Below are 20,177 nucleotides of genomic sequence, written 5' to 3'. Positions count from 1 at the left end.
GGTTAGCTGCCGGCCGCGTCCTCGTCCTGCCGTGCCGGCGCCGGTCCGGCAGAAACTGCCGCGAACGGTTCCTCGCCGGCTTGGGTGTGCAGTCCGGCAAGGGCCGCCTGCTGGGCAAAATCCGGGTTGGTGCGCACAACCTCGTCAAAGGTTCCCTGCGAGAGGATGGTGCCTTCCTTCATGAAGCACACTTGATCGTTGTTGCGGATTGTCGAGAGGCGGTGCGCGACGGAAATAACAGTGATCTCGCCGTGCAGTTCATTGATGGCCTTGGCGACGGCCGCCTCCGTGGCAGTGTCCAGTGCGCTTGTCGCTTCATCCAAAACCAGTACCAGCGGATCCATGTACAGGGCGCGCGCGATTCCGAGGCGCTGGCGCTGGCCGCCGGACAGGGCGAGACCGCGTTCTCCGACCCGGCCGTGGATGCCGTCCTTGCGCGACTCGATGGTTTCCAGGAGTTGGGCCCGCTGCAGGGCTGTGCGGACGCGCTCTTCGTCGATGTCACTGCCCCAGGTGAGGGCGACGTTCTGGGCGACGCTTCCGTCGAAGATTGAGACTTCCTGGGGCACGTAGCCGACCCGCTTGCGCCAGTCGGCGAGGACGTCCTCAAGCGGGACGCCGTCGAGGGTCATCGTCCCGGCAGACGGAGTCAGCAAACCCAGGAAGATGTCGATCAGGGTGGACTTGCCCGCACCGGACTGGCCCACCACTCCTATCGACGAGCCCATGGGAAGCTGCAGATTGATGTTCCGGACGGCGGGCTGGCCGGCACCGGGATACGTGAACTCGACATTCCTCAGTTCCAGCATCTTGGGCTCGTGCCGGATGGGCGTCCTGCCCAGTTTCTCCGCGTGCTTGCGGAATTCGGCGGCGTCTCTGATATCCCGCATCACGGTTTCTGTGTAGGGAAGGGTGGACTGCACCACGGTCAGTTGCGACTGCATAGCGGTGAGGGCGGGAACCATCTTGAAGCCGGCTAAGCCGAAGATTGCCACGGACGACATCGCCGTCTCGATGCCGCCGATCAAGTAGCCGACGGTGCCAATGAGCAGGAAGCCGCCGATGAGTGCCATGTCGATCACGAACTTGGGCACCGCGCCCATGAAGCGGATGTTCGAGCGGGAGCGTGCGGCCGTTTCGCGGCTGTCCATCACGATGGCACCGACTTCGTCCGCCTTGTCCCGGAGCGTGATTTCCTTCAGGGCCGCCAGCATCTCGGACACCAGGGTGGTCATGCGCATGGCGGCGTCGCGGTTCACCTTGCCGGCCTCGTAGGACTTTTTGGAGAGCCAGAGGTAGAGGAATGCGGCGATGGCACCAAGGTATATGAGGGTGGCGACTGCTGTTTGCCACGATGCTCCGATGAGGACCACCAGGACGGAGACAAAGGTCAGTGCCATTGCCGGCAGGGTCACCGCAGGTAGCAGGACGCCGGACACGGTATTGGCGATGCCGACGTCGATCATCCGCACAAGCTCAGCGGTGGAACGCTTCATCCGTTCGGTCCATGGCGCGCGGATGTAGCTCTGGAAAAGTATGGTTCCGATATCGAGTTCGTAGTCTGCGAACTTCCTGGTCGAGACCCACTGCAGCCAGATGTTCAGCACCGACTTCAGGATCATCGCCATGGCGGAGCCGACGAGCAGGAGCAATCCGAACTCCTGACTCATGGATCCGAGAATCGGCAGGCTCATGTCCCCGCCCTTGAGGATCTGGTTCAGCACCAAGGCGAACACGCCGAGGGCACCCGCGTCGAGAAGCGCTAGGACAGCCGACAGAACACCGAAGAGCAGGAGGAACCTCCGCGCATTCGGGGGCAGAAGGGGCAGCAGTTCGCGCATGGTGTGGCGCAGGTGTCTCAAGAATTACTCCGAACGGAAGGGACAGAATCCTTCCCAATACTACGCGCCGCGCCCTGCGCCGGCTGTGCCAGCGCCGCCGACTCCCGCCCGTTATCCGGGCAGGCGCTTCGCCGGATCACTGCGGCGGACCGCCGTTGCCGCAAATCGCCCATGCCCGGTCTGAATGAGAGGATAAAGGGCATGAGCGACCAAATCCGTGTTACCCAGCTATTCGACTGTGCCGACGTTGGTAAGACAATCGTGAAGGCCGGCGTCAGCCGTGGAAAGCCGTGGAAGATAATCCAAGGTCCCTGGACAAGGGGCGGAACGAAGGCTGCGTATTACCGCTTTCGGCTGGAGCAGGCAGCGGCTTACCCACGCACGCAGCTTTGGCACGTGAATATGGGTGGCAGGGCCAAATGGGCGCGCGGAGTATTCTCCCGTCCGTACGCCCTCACCCTTCACGGAACAGATATCCGGGAAAATTACTGGCAGGTCCAGCACCACGCAGTGATGAAAAGCGATATCGACGGCGCCGGGCACGTGTGGTATATGACTCCCGACCTTCGGGATAAAGCTGAAAGTGTCAGGGCAGACGCTGAATACTTCCCGATACCGGTCGAGCCGGATGAACTGCCGGCGTGGCGCCCCGCGGCCAGGCCACGCGTGTTTTTTCCCTCGCGGTGGGATGCGTCGAAAGGCGGCGATTCCCTGCTTAAGGTCGCGGCGGACGTGGTTGCCGCGGTTGGACACAGCGGTGTTGACGTTGTCGGGCTGGACTGGGGCGACCGGGCTGCCGAAGCCGCCGGCCTGGGCGTCACGCTGTTGCCCAGGATGCCCAAGACCGAGTTTCTCCAAGAACTGGCAACCGCCCATGTCGCGGTGGGGCAGGTGGCCGGAATCCTAGCCACCAGCGAGCTTGAGGCCTTAGGAATCGGCGTTCCTGTGGTCTTCGCGGATCCCGTCTCCGGATACCCGGATGACCTGGCCACCGTGTCCGTCGCGAGGGCCGACGTCGGTCAGGCCGTGCTCGAATCGCTTAAGGATCCGCAGGCGCTGTCCCGGCAATTGGACGGACCCGCTTACGTACGTAGGAGCCATAGCGCCGAGGTCATGCTCCCGAGGCTTGAGGCAGGCTACGCCAAAGCCCTGGAGAATGCGCGATGACCAAACCGCATTTGCTCTACATTGCCTTTGCCTTTCCGCCCAGCACCGCGTCCTCGGTCTACCGCTGCACAGCCGTGGCCAACGCCTTCGCCGACGACGGCTGGGACGTGACAGTGGTTACTGTCGACCCACAGGTCTGGTCACAGATCTCGGGGGTGGATGAGAAGCTCGCGGAATCCGTCCACCCCGGCGTTCGCATTGTCGCCGTCACCGACGGCGGTGCTGAGGAACCCGCAAGGGGCGACCTGCGCCGGTACTCGCGGTTCAGGGTCGAGGCGCCGTACCTGTGGAAAGAGGCACTGCGCCGCCGTAGCCGCCGGAAGTTCCCGGAAGATTTCCACGGATCCTGGCTGGAGCCCGCCAGCGAGGCAGTCCGCTCCGTCAATGCAGACAAGCCCGTGGACCTGGTCATGGCCTCTGCCAGCCCCTATGTAGCCTTTGGTGTGGCCCGGGCCCTTGAAGGCGTCCCGTATGTCATGGACTACCGCGACGCCTGGGCTTTCAACACCATCAGTGGTGCAGAGGACTTTACTCCGGGTAGCGCGCTCGGACAGCGCGAGGCCCAATACCTGCAGGATGCGGCGCAGGTCTGGTTCGTCAACAGCCAGATCCGTGACGAATACGCGTGGCGCTATCCGGAGTCCGCGCACCGGATGCGGGTGGTGGCCAACGGCTTCGACCCCCAGCCGGGTCACGCGAAGCCCGCTGTCCGACCGACTGAGCGCCCGCGCTTTGGGTACCTCGGCACGCTCCAATACGTGAACATGCCGCTTCAGGAATTCCTCTTCGGCTGGAGTGGCGCCTTCGGGCCGGACGATCCGATGGCTGAGGCAGTCTTCCGCGGAAAGCTGAGTGCTTCCGGAGCCGCCGGCGCGGAGATTCTGGAGATCTTTGGAGCATCGAGCGACAACGGCCTTCGGTACGACGGGCCGATCTCCAAACGCGACGTCGCAGGGTTCTACGGAAGCATGGATGCCCTGATTCTCCTGCTTTCCAGCGGAAAATACGTTACCGGTGGGAAGACCACGGAGTACCTTGCCACTGGGCTGCCGATCGTCTCCGTCCACGACATGGAGAACGCAGCAACAGACCTCCTCCGGGACTATCCGCTTTGGTTCCCGGCGAAGGAACTCACGCCGGAAGGCATTGCCGTCGCCCTGCGCGATTGCGCCGCGGCTTTGAAGGACCCGGACGAAAAGCGGTGGGACGCTGCCTGGGCCTATGGCCAGCAGTTCCTCCGGAGCACGATCCTGGAACCGGTGATAGCCGAGCTCCGGGGGATTGCCGGGTACGGCGGGGCACGTGCGCTGCCAGCCAAGGAAGAAAGGACTCAGGCGTGAAGCCAGCAAGACCGATTTACCTGAGCATCGTCGTAGGCCGCAGCAGCCACCCGCAGGCCGTCATCGATGATTTGTGGAAGCGCGCCGTCGGCGCAGTCGGCCACGACGCCGGGCCGGTGACGGGCACCGCCGTCTACACCGTCGACGGTGAGAAGACCGTCACGGTTCTGGACGACCGACTGAGCGTGGTGGCGCTGCCAATAGCGGGTGGCGGGCGCGTCTCCTCGCTGGTGTCGGCCGCAGCTGGGAAGCCGGGGCCGGTTGGAGTTGCCGGCCGGCTTTTCAGGGACAACTTGGAGTCCCGGCGCCTGGCGCGGTCGCTGGCGGGACGAGCCGACCTGCAGGAGAGGCTCCGCGGTTCCGACGTCGTCGTTGCCGCCGACCTCACGGCGGACCGCGTCGTCTGGCAGTTGCGGAAACGCACCGACGCCGAGCTCGTACATGGCCCCATCGCGATGCTGCACGCGCTCAGGCAGAGTGTGGGAAAGCGATCCCTAAGCCTCTCGTCGATGAGCCCGAGCCATGGCGCCTGTGGAATACTTGACGGGTGAGTCGAACCTGGATAGTCATCCCCATGTACAACGAGGCGTCTGTCGTCGGCACGGTCATCGAGGGGCTGCGGAAAGAATTTCCCAACGTTGTGTGCGTTGATGACGGCAGTACGGACGGGTCCCAGGATGTTGCACGGCAAGCCGGGGCAGTGGTCGTCCAGCATCCTGTGAATCTGGGGCAGGGCGCGGCACTGCAGACTGGCATTGAGTATTCGCTTCAGGATCCTGAGGTGGACTGCATCGTGACCTTCGATGCCGACGGACAGCATCGCGTGGCAGACGCATTGGCTATGGCAGACCGCATACGTTCCGGGGAAGCCGACGTCGTACTCGGGTCCAGGTTCCTGGACAACAGGACGAAGCTGACGCCGCTGAAGCGCCTCGTCCTCCGGACGGCCGCCGTGCAGTCGCGCATGGCAACGGGCATGGCGCTCACCGACGCGCATAACGGCCTGCGGGCTTTCAGCCCTGGTGTTGCCCGTGGCATAAACCTGCAGCAAAACCGCATGGCGCACGCTTCTGAACTTGTCCACCAGCTTGCGGAGATGAACCCGCGCTGGGTCGAACAACCGGTTGAAATCGTCTATACGGACTATTCCAAATCGAAGGGCCAGTCCTTGCTGAACTCGGTCAATATCGTCGCTGACCTCTTTTTTAGGTGAAATTGTGCAGATCATTGTCCAGATAGTTCTTGTCCTGGCCGTTGTAGTCATGTCGCTGGCACTGATGCGCGGCGGCTCGAATGCCCGGCACCTCGCCATCCGGCGCATCATGCTGGTTCTGTTTGCCTTGGTAGCAGCGTTTTCGATCTTCTTCCCCGAACTGCTAACCCGGGTGGCGCACCTCATGGGCATAGGTCGCGGAACGGACCTCGTGCTTTACGGCCTTGTGGTGAGTTTTCTGGTGTTCATGGCCACCACGTACCAGCGGTTCCGCCACATGGAGGCGACGCTCACAAAGCTGTCACGCAGGATCGCACTTGATGAGTTGCCGCCTCCGGGTAAAGATATGGCTCTGCGCAGCAAGAGCACGGACTCCGATCGCCACCTGACCCCGCCGGCGCGCGGGGGACAGTAGTGCCTGTTCGGGTCAGCGAGCCCAGCGAACTGCACGCTCCCGACCGCAGCCCCGATCGTGCCCCTTTCGGGAATGTGGGCTGGACATCCTGCGCGTCGGGAGCATCTGCGGCGTCGTGTCGATCCACGTCTTCGGCTACATCGTGGGCCGGGCGCCGCGCGAGAGCCTGCGCTGGTGGATCGCCGTGGTGCTAGACGTAGGTTGGATCTGGGTTGTGCCCGTTTTTGCCATGATCTCCGGGGCGCTCATCCTCGGGTCCCGCATGGTCTCGAACCAGCCGCGTCTGTTCTACCGGCGCCGGGCAGTTCGGCTCATCCCCTACTCGTTGCGTGGAACCTTATCTATCTCATCGGAGTAAGGCTTTGGACGCGGGCGAGGACCTGCCACTGCTTCCGCCTTCCTTGCAGTGGCGCTGGTTGTTTACATGCTTCCGGGGGTACTGGGCCCCTATGGGGCCGTTAGTCCCGTCCGCCTCAACTTTCTGACGCACTGGACTCCGTACGTGGGCTACTTCTTGGCCGTGTACGCGTTGCGCAATGTGCGCCTCACGGCGTGAAGCTGGCATTGGCAACCGTGACAACGGGCGGAATTATTGCCGGAACCATCTGGCACTACGGCAACAGGGGAGAATTCCGCCTGCTCCACGCCGTAGTTTCCGTCTCCTACCTCGGGATCGGCGTTGCCATACGGGACTGGGAGTGTTCGTCGTGACGCTGTCTCTTGCTGCCAAACTGAAAGTCAGCCGCGCCGGGAAGGCTCTGACAGAACTGTCGAATGCAACTTTCGGCGTCTTCTTGGTACACCTCGTCATCTTTGAAGTCATCCGGCTTCAATTTCCGGAAGTTGCAGCCGGTAAATCCCTCACCGCCATCTTCGCTGCCTATGCCGTTACACTGGTCGGCAGATGTTAACGCCAACCGAAAATAGGGCCAGGAACGCCAACTGAAAATAGGGCCACCGACCATTATGGAAGGTGATCAATTTGGATGATTGGGCGGAGATACGCCACCTGTTTTCGACGGGCAAGCACTCGAAGCGGGAGATCGGCAGGATCGTGGGGGTTTCCCGCGGAACCGTGGATCGGGCGCTGGAGTCGGATCGGGCGCCGAAGTATCAGCGGGCGTCGGGTGTGTCGAGTTTTGATGCGTTTGCTCCTCGGGTTCGGGAGTTGTTGGCGAAGACGCCGACGATGCCGGCGGCGACGTTGGCGGAGCGGGTGGGCTGGTCTGGTTCCGCGTCTTTGTTCCGTGCGAAGGTCGCCGTGATCCGGCCTGAATACGCACCGCCGGACCCGGCCGACCGTCTGGTCCACGAGCCGGGGTTCCAGGTCCAGTGCGATCTCTGGTTCCCGCACGAGCCGCTGCCCGTCGGTGCGGGCCAGAACGACACGCCCCCGGTACTGGTGATGACCTCTGCGTTCTCGGGATTTATCCAGGCCCGGATGCTGCCGTCGCGGACAACGCCGGATCTTCTGGGCGGAATGTGGACTCTGCTGCAGGACGCACAGGCGGTCCCGTTCCGGCTCTTGTGGGACAACGAGTCCGGCATCGGCAGGCGCAAACCGACAGAGCCGGTGGCCGCGTTCGCCGGGTCGCTGGGTTTGGAGATCAAGCTGCTTCCGCCGCGGGATCCGGAGTCCAAGGGCATGGTCGAGCGGATGAACAGGTTCTTCCGGCAACGCTTCATGCCCGGCCGGGAGTTCCGGTCACCAGCGGACTTCAACGGCCAGCTGGAGGACTGGCTGCCCAAAGCTAATCACCGCTACTCGCGGTCCCGCCACGGACGCCCTGATGAGCTGATCGTCCTGGACCGGGAAAGGATGCGGGAACTGCCGCCGGTGAGCCCGGAGGCGGTGTTCCGGAACGCCGTGCGGCTCCCGCGGGACTACTACGTTCGCGTGTTCTCCAACGACTATTCCGTGGACCCTTCGTTCATCGGGCGGATCGTTGACGTCGTCGCTGACCTGGACACCATCTGGGTGACCCACGAGGGTGTCATCATCGCCACCCATGTCCGGGCATGGGCCCGGCATCTGGTGGTGACCGATCCTGTCCGTGTGGCCCGCGCGGCGGTGATGCGCCGGGACTTCCGGACCCAAAGGGTGCGCCGCCCCGAACCAGAGGAAGCAGTGCAGGTGCGGGACTTGGCCGCCTACGACGAGATTTTCGGCATCGATCTCGGCCAGCCGAACCTGGTCCTGGAGGTGGCCTCATGAGCGGGACACCGTCACAGATCGAGTACTACGCCCGCGCCCTGCGCGCCCCGCGGATCAGCGACGGGTTCCGCCGGCTTGGGGACCAGGCCCGGGACGCCGGCTGGTCCCATGAGGAGTACCTGGCCGCGGTCCTCTCCCGTGAAGTCTCCGAACGCGAAGCCTCCGGGGCTGCCACCAGGATCAAGGCCGCGAGGTTCCCGGACCACAAGGACCTCGAGGAGTTCAACTTCGACCACCAGCCCTCCGCGGACCGGAACCTCATCGCGCACCTGGGCACCGGGGTGTTCCTCTCCGAAGCCAAAAACGTGGTCCTGCTCGGGCCACCCGGCACCGGCAAAACCCACCTCGCGGTCGGCATCGGCATCAAGGCAGCCAAGGCCGGGCATCGGGTCCTCTTCGACTCAGCGACCGGCTGGGTCGCCCGACTGCAGGAAGCCCACTCCCGTGGGAAACTCGCCCAGGAACTGGTCAAACTCCGCCGCTATGGATTGCTCATAGTCGATGAAGTGGGCTATATCCCGTTCGATCAGGACGCCGCGAACCTGTTCTTCCAGCTCGTATCGAGCCGCTACGAACACGCATCCATGATCCTGACCTCGAACCTTCCGTTCGCCCGCTGGGGCGACGTCTTCGGTGACCTGACCATCGCCTCGGCCATGATCGACCGGATCGTCCACCACGCCGAGGTCATCAGCCTCAAAGGCAACAGCTATCGGCTCAAGAAACACCAGCCCGCCGCCAGAACGGCACAATAGAACCACAACCCCGTGGCCCCGTTTTCAATTGGCACTAATGGCCCTATTTTCGGTTGGCGTTAACAGCAGATTTGCCGTTTCGCAGGCTGCTCGCCGCGTTCCGCTGCTCAGAAGCATCTTCTAGTCCTTCCGGCCGTCCCACGCATTCGCCCGAGGGGCGCCCGGTACATCGTCAGTGCCCGGCTGAACGGCGCACGGGCGTCTGGGATAATGAGTCATATGACTGAGCTCCCCTCGCTGCTGATCCTGACCTTCTCACCCCTACGCTCGGATCCGAGGGTCCTCAAGCAGGTCGAGCTGTTCAAAGACACGTACCGGGTGTTCACGTGTGCCTACGGTGGGGCCCCGGAGGGAACCGAAGGTCACTTCGCTTTGCCCGATGACTCGCGCGGCTGGCCGTCGGACAAGCTGGGCCTTGTGTCGCGCCGCTATTCCCGCGTTTATGACGGATTGACTGCCGTGTCGGCTGCACGGAAGGTCTTGCCGCACGGCGAATTCGACATCATCCTGGCGAATGACCTGAACACGTTGCCGCTGGCGCTGGAGCTCGAGCCGCGGCTCGGGGTCCATGCGGACCTCCACGAATTCGCACCGCGCGAAAAAGAGGACGACCTGAAATGGCGCCTGTTCGTTGCACCGTTCATGCGATGGCTTTGCCGCCGCTACTTGTCCCTCGCCGCCTCCGTCACCACCGTCTCGCAAGGCATAGCTGACGAGTACACCAAGGACTACGGGGTGGCGGCCGGAGTCGTGACTAACGCGGCACCATACTCCGAGCGGGACGTGCGCCCTGTCGGCTCGCCGGTGCGCCTGATCCACAGCGCTGCCGGGCAGCGCTACCGGAAGCTTGAAAACTTCATCGAGGCAATGCGGGACGCACCGGATTGGCTCACCCTTGACATGATCGTCATGCCCAACGAGCCGGATTACGTCGCTGAGCTCAAGGAGAAGGCCGCAGCAGTGCCGGCGATCCGCTTCCGCGACCCAGTGCCGTACAGCCGGCTGGTGTCCACCCTGAGCGAATATGACGTCTCACTCGTGTTCCTGCCGCCCACCAACTTCAATCTCAAGAACGCGTTGCCGAATAAGTTCTTCGAAGCCGTCCAGGCGCGCATCGGCCTGATCGTAGGCCCATCACCGGCCATGGTGTCACTCGTGGAGCAGTACGGATTGGGCGCCGTGACACCCGATTTTTCTGCCGGCTCTTTGCGCGAAACACTCCATAGCCTAACCGCCGAAAAGATATCCATGTGGAAGAGGGCTGCGGATGCTGCAGCCCGGCCGCTCTCGGCCCAATCCCAGGTGATGGCGTGGCAGAAAGCGGTCGAGGACATCGTGGGTTCCCGCCACGCCCGCGCCTAGGCTGTTACAAGCCCGCCGACGCCATTGAAGAACGGCGGCTCCCCAATGGGAGCCGCCCTTCTTGCCTGGGGCCGGCGTCTAGCCCGCGGCGGACGACGCCGAAACGAGTGCCGCCGTGCCCACCGATCCTGCCGTCCACGCTGTGCCCCACCTGCTGCCGGCCAGCACCGGGTAGTAGCGTAGCTCTCCCGAGGTACGCACAGCCAAGACACCCTTGCTGGCAGCGCCGGAAAAACCTGCGGTGGCGGAGAACTGGCGGAAGTTCTGCCATCCGGAGCCGACTACTTTTCTGGTTTCCGGGATGAATTTGTTGAGTCCGGTGGAGCGGTAGAGCTTCATGGAACCCGCTGTATTGACAGCCAGAAGGTCCTGCTTTCCATCGAAATCGTAGTCAATCATGGCCAACTTCAAGCCTCCCCAGCCGACGCCAATACGAACAGGGGCGCCGACCGCCCCTCCGGATGCATTTGCCCAATAACTCAACTCACCGTTGGCGCCATAACCGACTAGGCCCGGATATGTGGACCCGGAAACCCATTTGCCGGGAACGATCGTGCTTCGGTCAAAGCCTGCTGTGGCGACAGCAATCTGTCCGCTGAAGCCGCCCGTTCTTGAACCCAGGTACGCAGACAGCGCGCCGGTGGACCTTTGGGCGAGGACGTCTGGAACGCCATCGCTGTTCCAGTCCACAACGTTGAGCGATTTCATTCCTGACCAGCCGATCCCAATCTGGTAGGCGCCGCCGACGCCCGCAGAGCCGCCTGCCGGGCGGCTCCATAGTCCGCCTGCCGAATCAACTGTGAGCACATCCGCTGTGCTTGTGATCGCCCGCTCTGAGGCCAGGAGGGCGCTTCCGGAAATGAGGACGCCGGACCAGCCTGCCGTGAGCACGGACTTGGCACCCAGGACGCCCTGGTTCAGGGGGTAGTAGTTCAGTGTTCCTGCACGGTCCCGCGCCAGAATTCCATGTGAACCCGGGGCTGTGAAGCCCTTGGCAGGACTGATGCTGTTCATCGTGTTCCACCCGGTGGCAAGGAGCTTCCGGGACTCGGCGACAAGCGCTCCTGAGCCGCTGGAGCGGAAGAGCGTCATCCGTCCCAGATAGTCAACGGCGACCACGTCCTGGTTGCCGTCACCGTCTGCATCGGTCATGGACACATGCATCCGGGCGAACCCGGAACCGAGGCTGGTGGCCGGGCCAAGGCCTGCCCCCGATGCATTCGGGTAGAACTGGAGGTTGCCGGTAGCCGTGCGGATAACCACGCCCGGATACTTGGAAGTCCGGACCCAGGGGCCCACCGTGATGTCCGCGCCGGAAAGGCCTGACGCCAAAACGGTCCTCCCGGCAAAGCCTCCGGCTGACAGCCCGGCCTGGACGCCGAGCACTCCCGTTGTGCTGAACGTGACTAGGTCCTGGATTCCGTCGGCGTTCCAATCGGCAACGTGAACGGAAGCGATCCCTGTAAATCCTGTGCCGATCTTTGTGGCGGCTCCCATGGATCCTGTGCCTGTGGCGCGGCGGTAGAGGCTGCCCGCTGCATCTACGGTCACGACGTCAGTGGCCGCGGTTATAGATGGCGTGGGCACCGGCGCCGGAGGCGGCGGGGTGGTGTTGATGGTCTCGCCGCCCGCGATGAGGTAGCCGTTCCAGCCGACGCCGATGCTCGTGACGGTGCCCCACCTTGAGTTGCCGGGCACCGGATAGTAAGAAAGCTGGCCCTCGGTGTTACGCGCCATGAGGCCGTTCGTTCCGGCCCCCTTGAAATTCGTGGTGACCGTAACGCTCGTCATTTTGTTCCAGCCACTGCCAATAGTCGTGCGGGCCTCGGACAGGAAGGCGCCACTGCCGCCTGAACGGAACAGACGGAGTGCGCCGGTGGAGTTCTGGGCGAGGATGTCCTGATTGCCGTCGCCGTCGAAGTCGATCATGGTCAGGTTCTGTCCGCCCCAGCCCTGGCCGATGGAGGTTCCGGCGCTGAGTGCTGAACCCGAGGCATTGCGCCACAGGCGCAAGCCGCCTGCATCATCCCGTGTCATGACCTGCGGAAAGTAGCTGCTGTTCAGCCAGTAGCCGATCGTCAGCTGGTAGTTGTTCCACCCCGACGCCGCTAGCACGGGGCCCGTGGCGAACCCGCCTGCTGCGATCCCCAGATAGACGTTGACGCGGCCCGAATTCCATTGGGCGACGAGGTCCAGGACACCATCTGCGTTCCAGTCGATGGCATTGATCGAACGCAGGCCCCTCCAACCCTGGCCAATTTGCTTCCGCGTGCGAAATGTTCCGCTCCCGGTCGCAGGATAGTCCCACAGGATGCCCGACGCGTCCGCTGCAACCACGTCTCCCAAGGACATGATGGACGGTGTAGGCACGGCGCCGTCTGCCTGGGATGCAAACTTCTGCAGCCCGGCGAGCGTGCCGTTCCAGGCATTCGAGTCGCCCGCGAACGGGCCGGTGCTGCTGTACTGCCAGACGCTGTATGTTCCCCAGCCGTTGGGCATGTTGCCCACGTAGCGCGAGTAAGCGGCAAGATGCAGCGGTTGCCTGCTGAAGGCGCCGGAGTTTCCGGTGCAAGTGGTCCACCAGTCAGTGGTGGTGTAGATCATGGGCAGCCGGCCTGTCCTGGCCAGAACCCTGTTAGAAAAGGCAGCGATCCAGTTGACCATCGCCGCTTGACTCATGTTGTAGCAAGTGTTGCCAAGCGAAGGGTACGGGTTGTACTCAATGTCCAGAAGGGGCGGCATTGTCTTGCCGTCCCCGCTCCATCCGCCGCCATTGTTCACAAAGTAGTCGGCCTGGGCGGACGCCGTCGATACGTTTGGGAGAGCGAAGTGGTAGGCGCCGCGGATCAGGCCGGCGCCCGCTGCTCCGTCGTACTGGGACCCGAAGGTTTCGCTCTTGTATGTGGTCCCCTCCGTCGCCTTAACGTAGGCAAACCTGGCGCCGAGGTTGAACTGGGCCGCCCAATTGACAGCGGATTGGTGGCTGCTGACATCAAGGCCCTGAATGCCGGGGGCCATCCACGTGTTGGCGGCTTCCGGGGACAATGCATACGTCGACGCTGTTCCGGACTGCCTGACAAGTTGGGCGGAACGGCTCTTGGCGCCTTGGCCCATGTAAGAGCCGTTCTTTCCGATTTCCGCCCGGAGAGCTTCCATATCAACTGCCGGGGGTGCGGGCTCCTGCGTGGACGCTGCTGTTGCTCCAGCGGCACCAGTTAGGGGTCCGGCAGTGCTGCCAGGGCTCGGGCCTTCCGGCGGTGCCGGAGCAGCCTGAACAGGGAGTACGCCGCCGATGCACAGCATCGCAGATAGAAGAGCCGAGCCCCCTAGAAGACTTAGGCGCCTGGCCCTCAGAACGAGGGCTGGGGACAGACTGCTGTTCGAGGAACGATTCATCTAGTACTCCGTAGCCTTAAACTGCCGGCTGAAGAGGCGTCAGGTGCTGGACTGTTCCCCCGAGCTGAGCCCCTCTTCACACCTGCAGCGATGGTCGCGGCAATCCTAGCATCGGCGGTAGGGAAGTGACGAATGTGACTGTTGTGACGTTTGTCTAGTTCGGACCACAATGCTCCGCCTAACTGCCATTCAATGCCGGGCGGGCCCTTAGACTTGTGGCCATGAAAGTTTTGGTCACCGGGGGCGCCGGCTATATCGGATCACACACCGCACTTTGCCTGCTTGAGGATGGGCATGAGGTGGTCGTGCTGGACAACCTCATGAATTCCAGTGTCGAGGCGGTGCGCCGCGTCGAGGAGCTCACCGGCAAGAAAGTGGATTTCCGTGAGGGCGACCTTCTGGACGCGGACGCCGTCGACGAGGTGTTCGTGGAAGGCGGCTTCGACGCCGTTATCCACTTCGCCGGCCTCAAGGCCGTGGGGGAGTCGGTCGAGAAGCCCCTCTGGTACTACAAGAACAATGTTGTGGGCACGCTGAACCTGCTGGAGAGCATGGAGAAGGCGGGCGTACGGCGGCTGGTCTTCAGCTCGTCCGCCACGGTTTATGGGGCATCGGAGCATGTTCCCCTGATCGAGAAGTCTCCCCTCGACGCGACTAATCCCTACGGGCGGACCAAGGAGCAGATCGAGGACATCCTCTCTGACCTGAGCGCCGCCGATCCGCGCTGGAGCATCGCGCTGCTGCGGTACTTTAATCCGGTGGGTGCGCACGAATCCGGGCGGATTGGTGAAGACCCGCACGGCATTCCCAACAACCTGCTGCCGTTCGTGGCCCAGGTGGCGGTGGGCCGCCGGGAGAAGGTCATGGTGTTCGGCAACGACTATCCCACGCCCGACGGCACAGGAGTGCGGGACTACATCCACGTCATGGACCTCGCGGCCGGCCACCTGGCCGCCCTGCACTACCTGGAGACCAAGACCGGCGCTTTCCGGTGGAACCTCGGGACCGGAAGGGGCTCCTCCGTGCTGGAAGTCATCGAGGCCTTCGGCGCCGCGGCCGGGCATCCTATTCCGTACGAGTTCGCACCCCGGCGGCCCGGCGATGCGGCAGTGAGTTACGCCGACGCCTCGGCGGCTTTGGCCGACCTGGGCTGGTCTGCGCACCGGGATCTCGCGCAGATGTGCCAGGATCACTGGCGCTGGCAGAGGATGAACCGTGAAGGTTACGACGGTTCTTAAAGCACATCGCTGACGTGGACTGCCGCTCAGAAGCGGTCGGATGCGGACAAATCACACGGACGGACCATCTGTGCGCCTATGTATCGGTATCGTGCCACGTTCGGCTCTGGGAGTTTGCGCCTGTACAGAAATCAGCCGCCTAGTTGCCGCCTGACGTCTCCCGCAACGTGGTCCCATCGAAGACAGAAGAATGCTCTGAAACGACAAGGAACAATTTCCCGATGTTGGATGAACAGCAGGCCAAACGGCATCCGCAGCAAAGATCGGGAGCCCTGGACTTTCTTCGCGTCGTGGGAATAACGGCAGTTGTGGCAGGACATGTCGCTGCCTGGGCGGGCCCAGCCACTCGTGACACCATTTATCCTTGGCACGTTCCGTTATTCTTTTTTCTTTCGGGCTACTTGTGGTCAGGAAGGCGGAACCTGGGAGCGGAATTTAAGAATCGCGCGAAGTCCCTGCTGATTCCTTACTTCTTCTGGCTGATTCCAGTCGCTGCATTTTGGTTTTGGCAGACGAAAATTATCAACCCGGGGGCGTTCAAGACTCTCCTGCTGGGAGGATACTATCTCCGTGGCCCGTTCGCTGCTTTCTGGTTCGTTACCGCCCTTTTTGCCGCCGTTGTTCTACTTCGACTAATTCAAGGCATTCCGGTGGTCTGGCAATGGGCCGCTGCTGTGGGTGCCCTTGTTGTAACTTATTTCGCAAGCGACTGGGTAGCCAAAATCCCGCTCGCGGTCGGCATTGGCTGTGCGTGCCTCGTTTTCGTTATAGCGGGCCGGGAGTTCAGGAAGGTGCGGTATCGGTTCAAACGACCTGTCCTGACTGGAATCCTCTTACTCCTGATTTCGGCAACCGTAATCGGAGCTGGGTGGTCGACCTTCCTCGACCTGAAATATGCGAAGTTTGGCGTGCCGATTGTTACTGTGATTGTTGCGGTAGCCATTTGTGCTGGAATGGTTTTAGTAGCTGAGGGCCTGGTCCCGCTCGCTGGCCAGCGACTTAACGCCGGGGTCAGCACTTTGGCTAGTTGTGGACTGATGGTTGTGCTTACGCATGCAGTTGCACAGGCGGTCTTCAACAGATTCGATGCAGATCCGGGGCTCGTCTTTGCTGGCTCGCTTCTTGCACCATGGTTGATGGCTCTTCTCGTTCTGAGAACTCCTTTGGCTCCGCTGATGTTGGGCACGCCTCGGATCGACAAGACAGGACCGAAGACGACGGCCGGGTCCCTCATCGCCACAAAGTAACGGTTGCTGAACCGTCTAACGACGTTCACTTGTTCAGCCTGAACGTGTGAACATCGCTGCCCTCCTGCTGCGGAACCAGCTGGGCAATGGCCTCGACACGTGAGATGCGTGCGCTTCCTGTTTATCCACAACTTCCCCCATATGACTTCATTCGGGGGTCGCCATCCTTTAGCTTTAACCCAATTGGACTGTCTCCGCTGGGGGCGGCAGTCGTTCGGGGGAACGCATGGATGCTGTACGGATAGTCGAGGACGAAGTCCGGGAGCTGATTCGCAGACGTGGTCTTGATCCGCTGCGGCAGACCGGCGAGGTCAGGCGGCTGGTGGACGCGGCAGTGAGCGATTACGACGAGCGTGCCCTGATGGGACCGCTTCCGCCCCTCGGCCCTTTGGAGCTGGCCCGCAGGTTCGTTTTCGACGCGGTTGCCGGCTTCGGTGCCCTGCAGCCTCTTCTGGATGATCCGAACATCGAGGAAATCTGGCTGAACGCCCCCACCGAAATTTACGTGGCCCGGAACGGCGAGTCCGAGCTGACGTCGCTCAGCCTCACGGACCAGCAGGTTCGGGACCTCGTGGAGCGAATGCTGAAGAGTTCTGGGCGGCGCCTGGACATGTCCTCACCGTTTGTGGATGCAGCGCTGCCGGACGGGTCTCGGCTCCACGTGGTCATCCCGGACGTGACGAGACGCCATTGGGCCATCAATATCCGTAAGTTCGTGGTCAAAGCGAGCCGCCTTGAGCACCTGGTTGAGCTGGGGACCCTGACACCCCAGTCTGCTCGGTTTCTGGGTGCAGCGGTGGCCAGCGGCCTCAACATTCTCGTGTCAGGATCCACCCAGGCGGGTAAAACGACCATGCTGAACTGCCTGGCCGCCAGCATCGGCAGCCGTGAGCGGGTCATCACGGTGGAGGAAATCTTTGAACTCCAATTTCCGCTGCGCGACGTCGTGGGACTTCAGTGCCGCCAGCCCAACCTCGAGGGCGAGGGCGAAATACCGCTGCGGCGGCTGGTCAAAGAGGCCCTCCGAATGCGGCCGGACCGACTGGTGGTCGGAGAGGTCCGGGAAGCAGAAAGCCTCGATATGCTCATTGCCCTGAATTCGGGGCTTCCTGGCATGTGCACGGTCCACGCGAACTCTGCGCACGACGCGGTGACCAAGATCTGCACGCTTCCGTTGCTGGCGGGCGACAACATAGCTAGCGCATTCGTTGTCCCGACTGTGGCTTCGTGCATTGACCTCGTGGTCCATTGCAGCCGGCAGGCGAACGGTCGCAGGCAGGTGACGGAGATCCTCTCCCTCGGCAGGCGCGTCGAGAACGGCATCATTGAGTCGTCCATGGTTTTCTCCGTGACCGACGGCCAGCTTCAGCCAAAAGCCAGCTCGATGCCCGCAGCCGAAAAGTTCGCGAGGGCAGGTTACGACGTCGCGGCCCTCTTGGAGTCCCGTTGACGGCGCCGCTGCTTGGCGTGCTGACCGGGGCGGGACTGTTCCTGATCTGGTGGTCGGCTTGGGAGCAGCCTGCGGCCGCCAAGCGCGACCCCCGGACCAGCCGCCTGCAGGATTTGCTGCTTGCCGCCGGCATTGAAAGTGTCACGGGGGCAGGTCTCGTCGGCAGTTGCCTGGGGCTCGGATTATTCGTAACCCTGGTGTTCTTCGTCCTGAGTAAATCGTGGCCGATTTCCTTCTGCTTCGGTCTGTTCGGGGCCTGGCTTCCGGTGGTGGTGGTCAGATGGAGGGCCCGACGCCGGACGGCAGTTTTGCGGCGGTTGTGGCCAGACGTGGTGGATCACCTCAGATCCGCCATCAGGGCAGGGCTGTCACTGCCCGAAGCTCTTATTCAGCTGGGGGAGAAAGGGCCGGAGGAACTCCGCCACGTGTTCCGCGACTTCGGCTCCGACTATCGGGCGGGCGGCCAGTTCGATGCCTCGCTGAACAAACTCAAGGAACGCCTGGCTGATCCGGTCGCCGATCGCATCATCGAGGCGCTCAGGCTCACGAGGGAAGTCGGAGGCTCGGATCTCGGCAAGCTGCTCGGGACCCTGGCCGAATTCCTCCGCGAAAGTGCCAGGACCCGGAGTGAACTGGAAGCCAGGCAGTCCTGGACCGTCAACGCGGCCCGCCTCGCAGTAGCCGCCCCGTGGATCGTGATGGTGTTGCTGGCGAGCCGCCCGGAAGCGGTTGCCGCCTACAACACCCCCATGGGGGCCGGGGTCCTGCTCGTCGGGCTGGTGGTCTCCTTGGTCTGCTACTCCATCATGCTGCGGATCGGTGCTCTGCCCGAGGAAGAGAGGGTTCTGCGATGACGACCGTCCCGGCCGCCGCTGTCGTGTGCGGCATAGTTCTTGGCGCCGGACTGTGGCTCCTGCTAGTCCGGCTCCCGTTCATGCGGCCCACCACCTTTGTCGAACGCATCGAACCGCAGCTCAAATCCCAGAACATGGAGTCCCGCCTGCTGAGGGCTGCCGACCACAACCTCACGCCCTTCGGACCGCTCGAACGTATTGTGCGTCCGCTTATCAGGGACGGGATGGCGAAGCTGGCCAGGTTCAACCTTGGAACTTCCGCGCTTGCCCGGAAACTGGCGCAGGCCGGGATCAGCAAATCGCCTGTTCATTTCCGTGCCGAACAACTGCTCTGGGCCGTGTCCGGGTTCGTGGCGGCTGTCGGCATCATCGCCTTGGGCGCCGCGGCCGGCAGATTTAGTCCGGTGCTGGCCGTCGTGGCTTCGGCCGGAAGCGCGCTGGGCGGAATCCTCTTCCGTGACTATTGGCTGGGAGTCCAGATCAAAAAACGGGAAACCAGGATGATGGCTGAATTTCCGAGCCTTGCCGAGCTGATGGCGCTCGCTGTGGGCGCGGGGGAAAGTGCCACCGGTGCTCTGGACCGTGTCTGCAGAAGCGCCCGCGGGGAGCTGTCCAAGGAGTTCGAAAAAGTGCTTGCAGAAACCCGTGCCGGCAAGCCTTTGGTGGAAGCGCTTCAAGAGTTCTCCGCCCGGACGGACCTCGGACCGCTGATCCGCTTTGTCGACGGCATCATCGTCGCGGTGGAGAGGGGCACACCCCTGGCCGACGTCCTGCGGGCCCAGGCCCAGGACGTCAGGGACACCGCCAAACGCGAATTGATGGAGTCCGCCGGAAAGAAAGAAATCGCCATGATGGTTCCCCTGGTCTTTGGAGTGTTGCCGCTCACGGTTGTCTTCGCCGTGTTCCCCGGCCTCGCTGCGCTGAGCCTGAGCCTTTGATGCCGCCCCTACCCGACCTCCCTGCAGAAGACCGAATTCCTCTAACCAGCAACCGCTATCGCAAAGAAACGGGAAGTAAATGACATTCATAGCCAAGCACGGAATCGCACTTTTCGGCGCGCTGATGGCTCGCGTCAGGAGACCGACGGCCTCGAGGCTCCCGACTCCCGGCGACCAAACGGTCCACAGCGATCACGCGGAGCGGGGCGACGTTCCAGGCTGGGTCATGATTACCCTCATGTCGGCGGTGCTCGTGGCTGCGCTGCTTGCGCTCGCCGGACCGGCACTTGAAGCAATGTTCAACCAGGCCATGGACACGGTCGGAAAATAGCTCGTGATCCTGGGTGCCGCGGACGGCTCCGAGCGCGAGCGTGGTTCTGCTGTCGTCGACTTCGTCCTGGTGGGCGGGCTGCTCACGATGTTCTTTCTGGCCATCATTCAGCTCGCACTGGTGCTGCATGTCCGTAATACGTTGATCGACGCCGCGGCTTCGGGCGCGCGGTACGGGACCTTGGCGGACCGCAGCGCCATTGATGCACGGCAACGCACGGGCGAACTCATCGGGACTGCGCTTAACGCCGACTTCGCCCAGGACATACAGACAAGTGAAGTCACGTTTCAGGGCGTGCGCACACTGGAAGTAACGGTACGGGCGCCGATGCCGGTGATCGGTCTGATCGGCCCGCGGGACCTGCTGGAGGTCAGGGGCCATGCGGCCATCAACAACTGAGCGGCCATCCGCAGCC

20 protein-coding genes are annotated in these 20,177 nt (G+C 62.8%); 18 read left to right on the top strand and 2 right to left on the bottom strand.

All coding sequences use genetic code 11. From position 1 onward, the window contains the following. Nucleotides 1-2: 2 nt before the first annotated feature. Nucleotides 3-1,862, bottom strand: coding sequence for an ABC transporter ATP-binding protein (locus LQ144_RS02580; protein WP_230116981.1), 1,860 nt, complete (start codon nt 1,860-1,862; stop codon nt 3-5). A gap of 375 nt (nt 1,863-2,237) precedes the next feature. Between LQ144_RS02580 and LQ144_RS02575 the strand changes: the two genes are divergently transcribed. The 11 genes from LQ144_RS02575 (at nt 2,238) to LQ144_RS02525 (ending at nt 10,308) form a co-directional block, all read left to right on the top strand. Continuing rightward, entirely contained in the window at nt 2,238-3,008 is a 771-nt protein-coding gene (locus tag LQ144_RS02575) for a hypothetical protein (RefSeq protein ID WP_230116980.1), read from the top strand. After that, nucleotides 3,005-4,348 (top strand): glycosyltransferase, encoded by a 1,344-nt coding sequence (locus LQ144_RS02570; protein ID WP_230116979.1) that lies wholly within the window; start codon nt 3,005-3,007, stop codon nt 4,346-4,348. Before LQ144_RS02575 ends, LQ144_RS02570 begins: the two co-directional genes overlap by 4 nt. Further along, nucleotides 4,345-4,899, top strand: a complete 555-nt coding sequence (locus LQ144_RS02565) for a hypothetical protein (RefSeq protein ID WP_230116978.1) — start codon at nt 4,345-4,347, stop codon at nt 4,897-4,899. The genes LQ144_RS02570 and LQ144_RS02565 overlap by 4 nt, the downstream gene beginning before the upstream one ends. Then, a complete protein-coding gene (locus LQ144_RS02560) occupies nt 4,896-5,561 on the top strand; it encodes a glycosyltransferase family 2 protein (RefSeq protein WP_230116977.1) in 666 nt (221 codons plus the stop codon). Before LQ144_RS02565 ends, LQ144_RS02560 begins: the two co-directional genes overlap by 4 nt. 4 nt (nt 5,562-5,565) lie before the next feature. Next, nucleotides 5,566-5,976: a DUF2304 domain-containing protein gene (locus LQ144_RS02555; RefSeq protein WP_230116976.1), complete on the top strand. Its 411-nt coding sequence runs from the start codon at nt 5,566-5,568 to the stop codon at nt 5,974-5,976. A 115-nt stretch (nt 5,977-6,091) separates the two neighbouring features. Then, nucleotides 6,092-6,334 carry a hypothetical protein gene (locus LQ144_RS02550; protein WP_230116975.1) on the top strand — a complete coding sequence of 81 codons (243 nt, stop codon included), beginning with the start codon at nt 6,092-6,094 and terminating at the stop codon, nt 6,332-6,334. A 194-nt stretch (nt 6,335-6,528) separates the two neighbouring features. Then, complete coding sequence (locus tag LQ144_RS02545) at nt 6,529-6,687, top strand: hypothetical protein (RefSeq protein WP_230116974.1); 159 nt, start codon at nt 6,529-6,531, stop codon at nt 6,685-6,687. Next, nucleotides 6,684-6,887 (top strand): hypothetical protein, encoded by a 204-nt coding sequence (locus LQ144_RS02540; protein ID WP_230116973.1) that lies wholly within the window; start codon nt 6,684-6,686, stop codon nt 6,885-6,887. Before LQ144_RS02545 ends, LQ144_RS02540 begins: the two co-directional genes overlap by 4 nt. A gap of 62 nt (nt 6,888-6,949) precedes the next feature. Next, nucleotides 6,950-8,191, top strand: a complete 1,242-nt coding sequence (gene istA, locus LQ144_RS02535; protein ID WP_230116972.1) for an IS21 family transposase — start codon at nt 6,950-6,952, stop codon at nt 8,189-8,191. Further along, a complete protein-coding gene (gene istB, locus LQ144_RS02530) occupies nt 8,188-8,946 on the top strand; it encodes an IS21-like element helper ATPase IstB (protein WP_230116971.1) in 759 nt (252 codons plus the stop codon). The genes istA and istB overlap by 4 nt, the downstream gene beginning before the upstream one ends. Before the next feature lie 219 nt (nt 8,947-9,165). Further along, a complete protein-coding gene (locus LQ144_RS02525; RefSeq protein WP_230116970.1) occupies nt 9,166-10,308 on the top strand; it encodes a glycosyltransferase in 1,143 nt (380 codons plus the stop codon). A 78-nt stretch (nt 10,309-10,386) separates the two neighbouring features. Here LQ144_RS02525 and LQ144_RS02520 read toward each other — a convergent pair whose 3' ends face one another. Next, nucleotides 10,387-13,464: a GH25 family lysozyme gene (locus LQ144_RS02520; protein ID WP_230116969.1), complete on the bottom strand. Its 3,078-nt coding sequence runs from the start codon at nt 13,462-13,464 to the stop codon at nt 10,387-10,389. Nucleotides 13,465-13,925: 461 nt separating this feature from the next. Between LQ144_RS02520 and galE the strand changes: the two genes are divergently transcribed. The 7 genes from galE (at nt 13,926) to LQ144_RS02485 (ending at nt 20,161) form a co-directional block, all read left to right on the top strand. Beyond that, the gene (gene galE / locus LQ144_RS02515) at nt 13,926-14,942 is read left to right on the top strand and encodes a UDP-glucose 4-epimerase GalE (protein WP_230116968.1); all 1,017 of its coding nucleotides are present in this window, start codon (nt 13,926-13,928) and stop codon (nt 14,940-14,942) included. Nucleotides 14,943-15,163: 221 nt separating this feature from the next. Beyond that, on the top strand, nt 15,164-16,189 hold the full coding sequence (locus tag LQ144_RS02510; protein ID WP_230116967.1) for an acyltransferase family protein: 1,026 nt from the start codon (nt 15,164-15,166) through the stop codon (nt 16,187-16,189). 226 nt (nt 16,190-16,415) lie between these two features. Next, nucleotides 16,416-17,639 (top strand): ATPase, T2SS/T4P/T4SS family, encoded by a 1,224-nt coding sequence (locus LQ144_RS02505; protein WP_230116966.1) that lies wholly within the window; start codon nt 16,416-16,418, stop codon nt 17,637-17,639. Then, complete coding sequence (locus tag LQ144_RS02500; protein ID WP_230116965.1) at nt 17,636-18,493, top strand: type II secretion system F family protein; 858 nt, start codon at nt 17,636-17,638, stop codon at nt 18,491-18,493. Before LQ144_RS02505 ends, LQ144_RS02500 begins: the two co-directional genes overlap by 4 nt. Continuing rightward, entirely contained in the window at nt 18,490-19,431 is a 942-nt protein-coding gene (locus LQ144_RS02495; protein ID WP_230116964.1) for a type II secretion system F family protein, read from the top strand. Before LQ144_RS02500 ends, LQ144_RS02495 begins: the two co-directional genes overlap by 4 nt. A 79-nt stretch (nt 19,432-19,510) precedes the next feature. Beyond that, nucleotides 19,511-19,762: a hypothetical protein gene (locus LQ144_RS02490; RefSeq protein WP_230116963.1), complete on the top strand. Its 252-nt coding sequence runs from the start codon at nt 19,511-19,513 to the stop codon at nt 19,760-19,762. Nucleotides 19,763-19,765: 3 nt separating this feature from the next. Beyond that, nucleotides 19,766-20,161 carry a TadE family protein gene (locus LQ144_RS02485; protein WP_290369698.1) on the top strand — a complete coding sequence of 132 codons (396 nt, stop codon included), beginning with the start codon at nt 19,766-19,768 and terminating at the stop codon, nt 20,159-20,161. Nucleotides 20,162-20,177 lie beyond the last annotated feature (16 nt).

Origin of the sequence: Arthrobacter sp. Bi83 (genome assembly GCF_918698095.1) — a bacterium.
Lineage (GTDB): Bacteria > Actinomycetota > Actinomycetes > Actinomycetales > Micrococcaceae > Arthrobacter.
The sequence above is the reverse complement of the archived record's forward strand: the minus strand, read 5'-3'. Positions and strand labels throughout refer to the sequence as shown.

Coding starts and splice junctions, on each gene's coding strand:
- LQ144_RS02570 (WP_230116979.1), top strand. CDS start 3,005: ATGACCAAACCGCATTTGCTCTACATTGCCTTTGCCTTTCCGCCCAGC.
- istB (WP_230116971.1), top strand. CDS start 8,188: ATGAGCGGGACACCGTCACAGATCGAGTACTACGCCCGCGCCCTGCGC.
- LQ144_RS02525 (WP_230116970.1), top strand. CDS start 9,166: ATGACTGAGCTCCCCTCGCTGCTGATCCTGACCTTCTCACCCCTACGC.
- LQ144_RS02520 (WP_230116969.1), bottom strand. CDS start 13,464: ATGGAAGCTCTCCGGGCGGAAATCGGAAAGAACGGCTCTTACATGGGC.
- galE (WP_230116968.1), top strand. CDS start 13,926: ATGAAAGTTTTGGTCACCGGGGGCGCCGGCTATATCGGATCACACACC.
- LQ144_RS02510 (WP_230116967.1), top strand. CDS start 15,164: ATGTTGGATGAACAGCAGGCCAAACGGCATCCGCAGCAAAGATCGGGA.
- LQ144_RS02505 (WP_230116966.1), top strand. CDS start 16,416: ATGGATGCTGTACGGATAGTCGAGGACGAAGTCCGGGAGCTGATTCGC.
- LQ144_RS02495 (WP_230116964.1), top strand. CDS start 18,490: ATGACGACCGTCCCGGCCGCCGCTGTCGTGTGCGGCATAGTTCTTGGC.
- LQ144_RS02490 (WP_230116963.1), top strand. CDS start 19,511: ATGACATTCATAGCCAAGCACGGAATCGCACTTTTCGGCGCGCTGATG.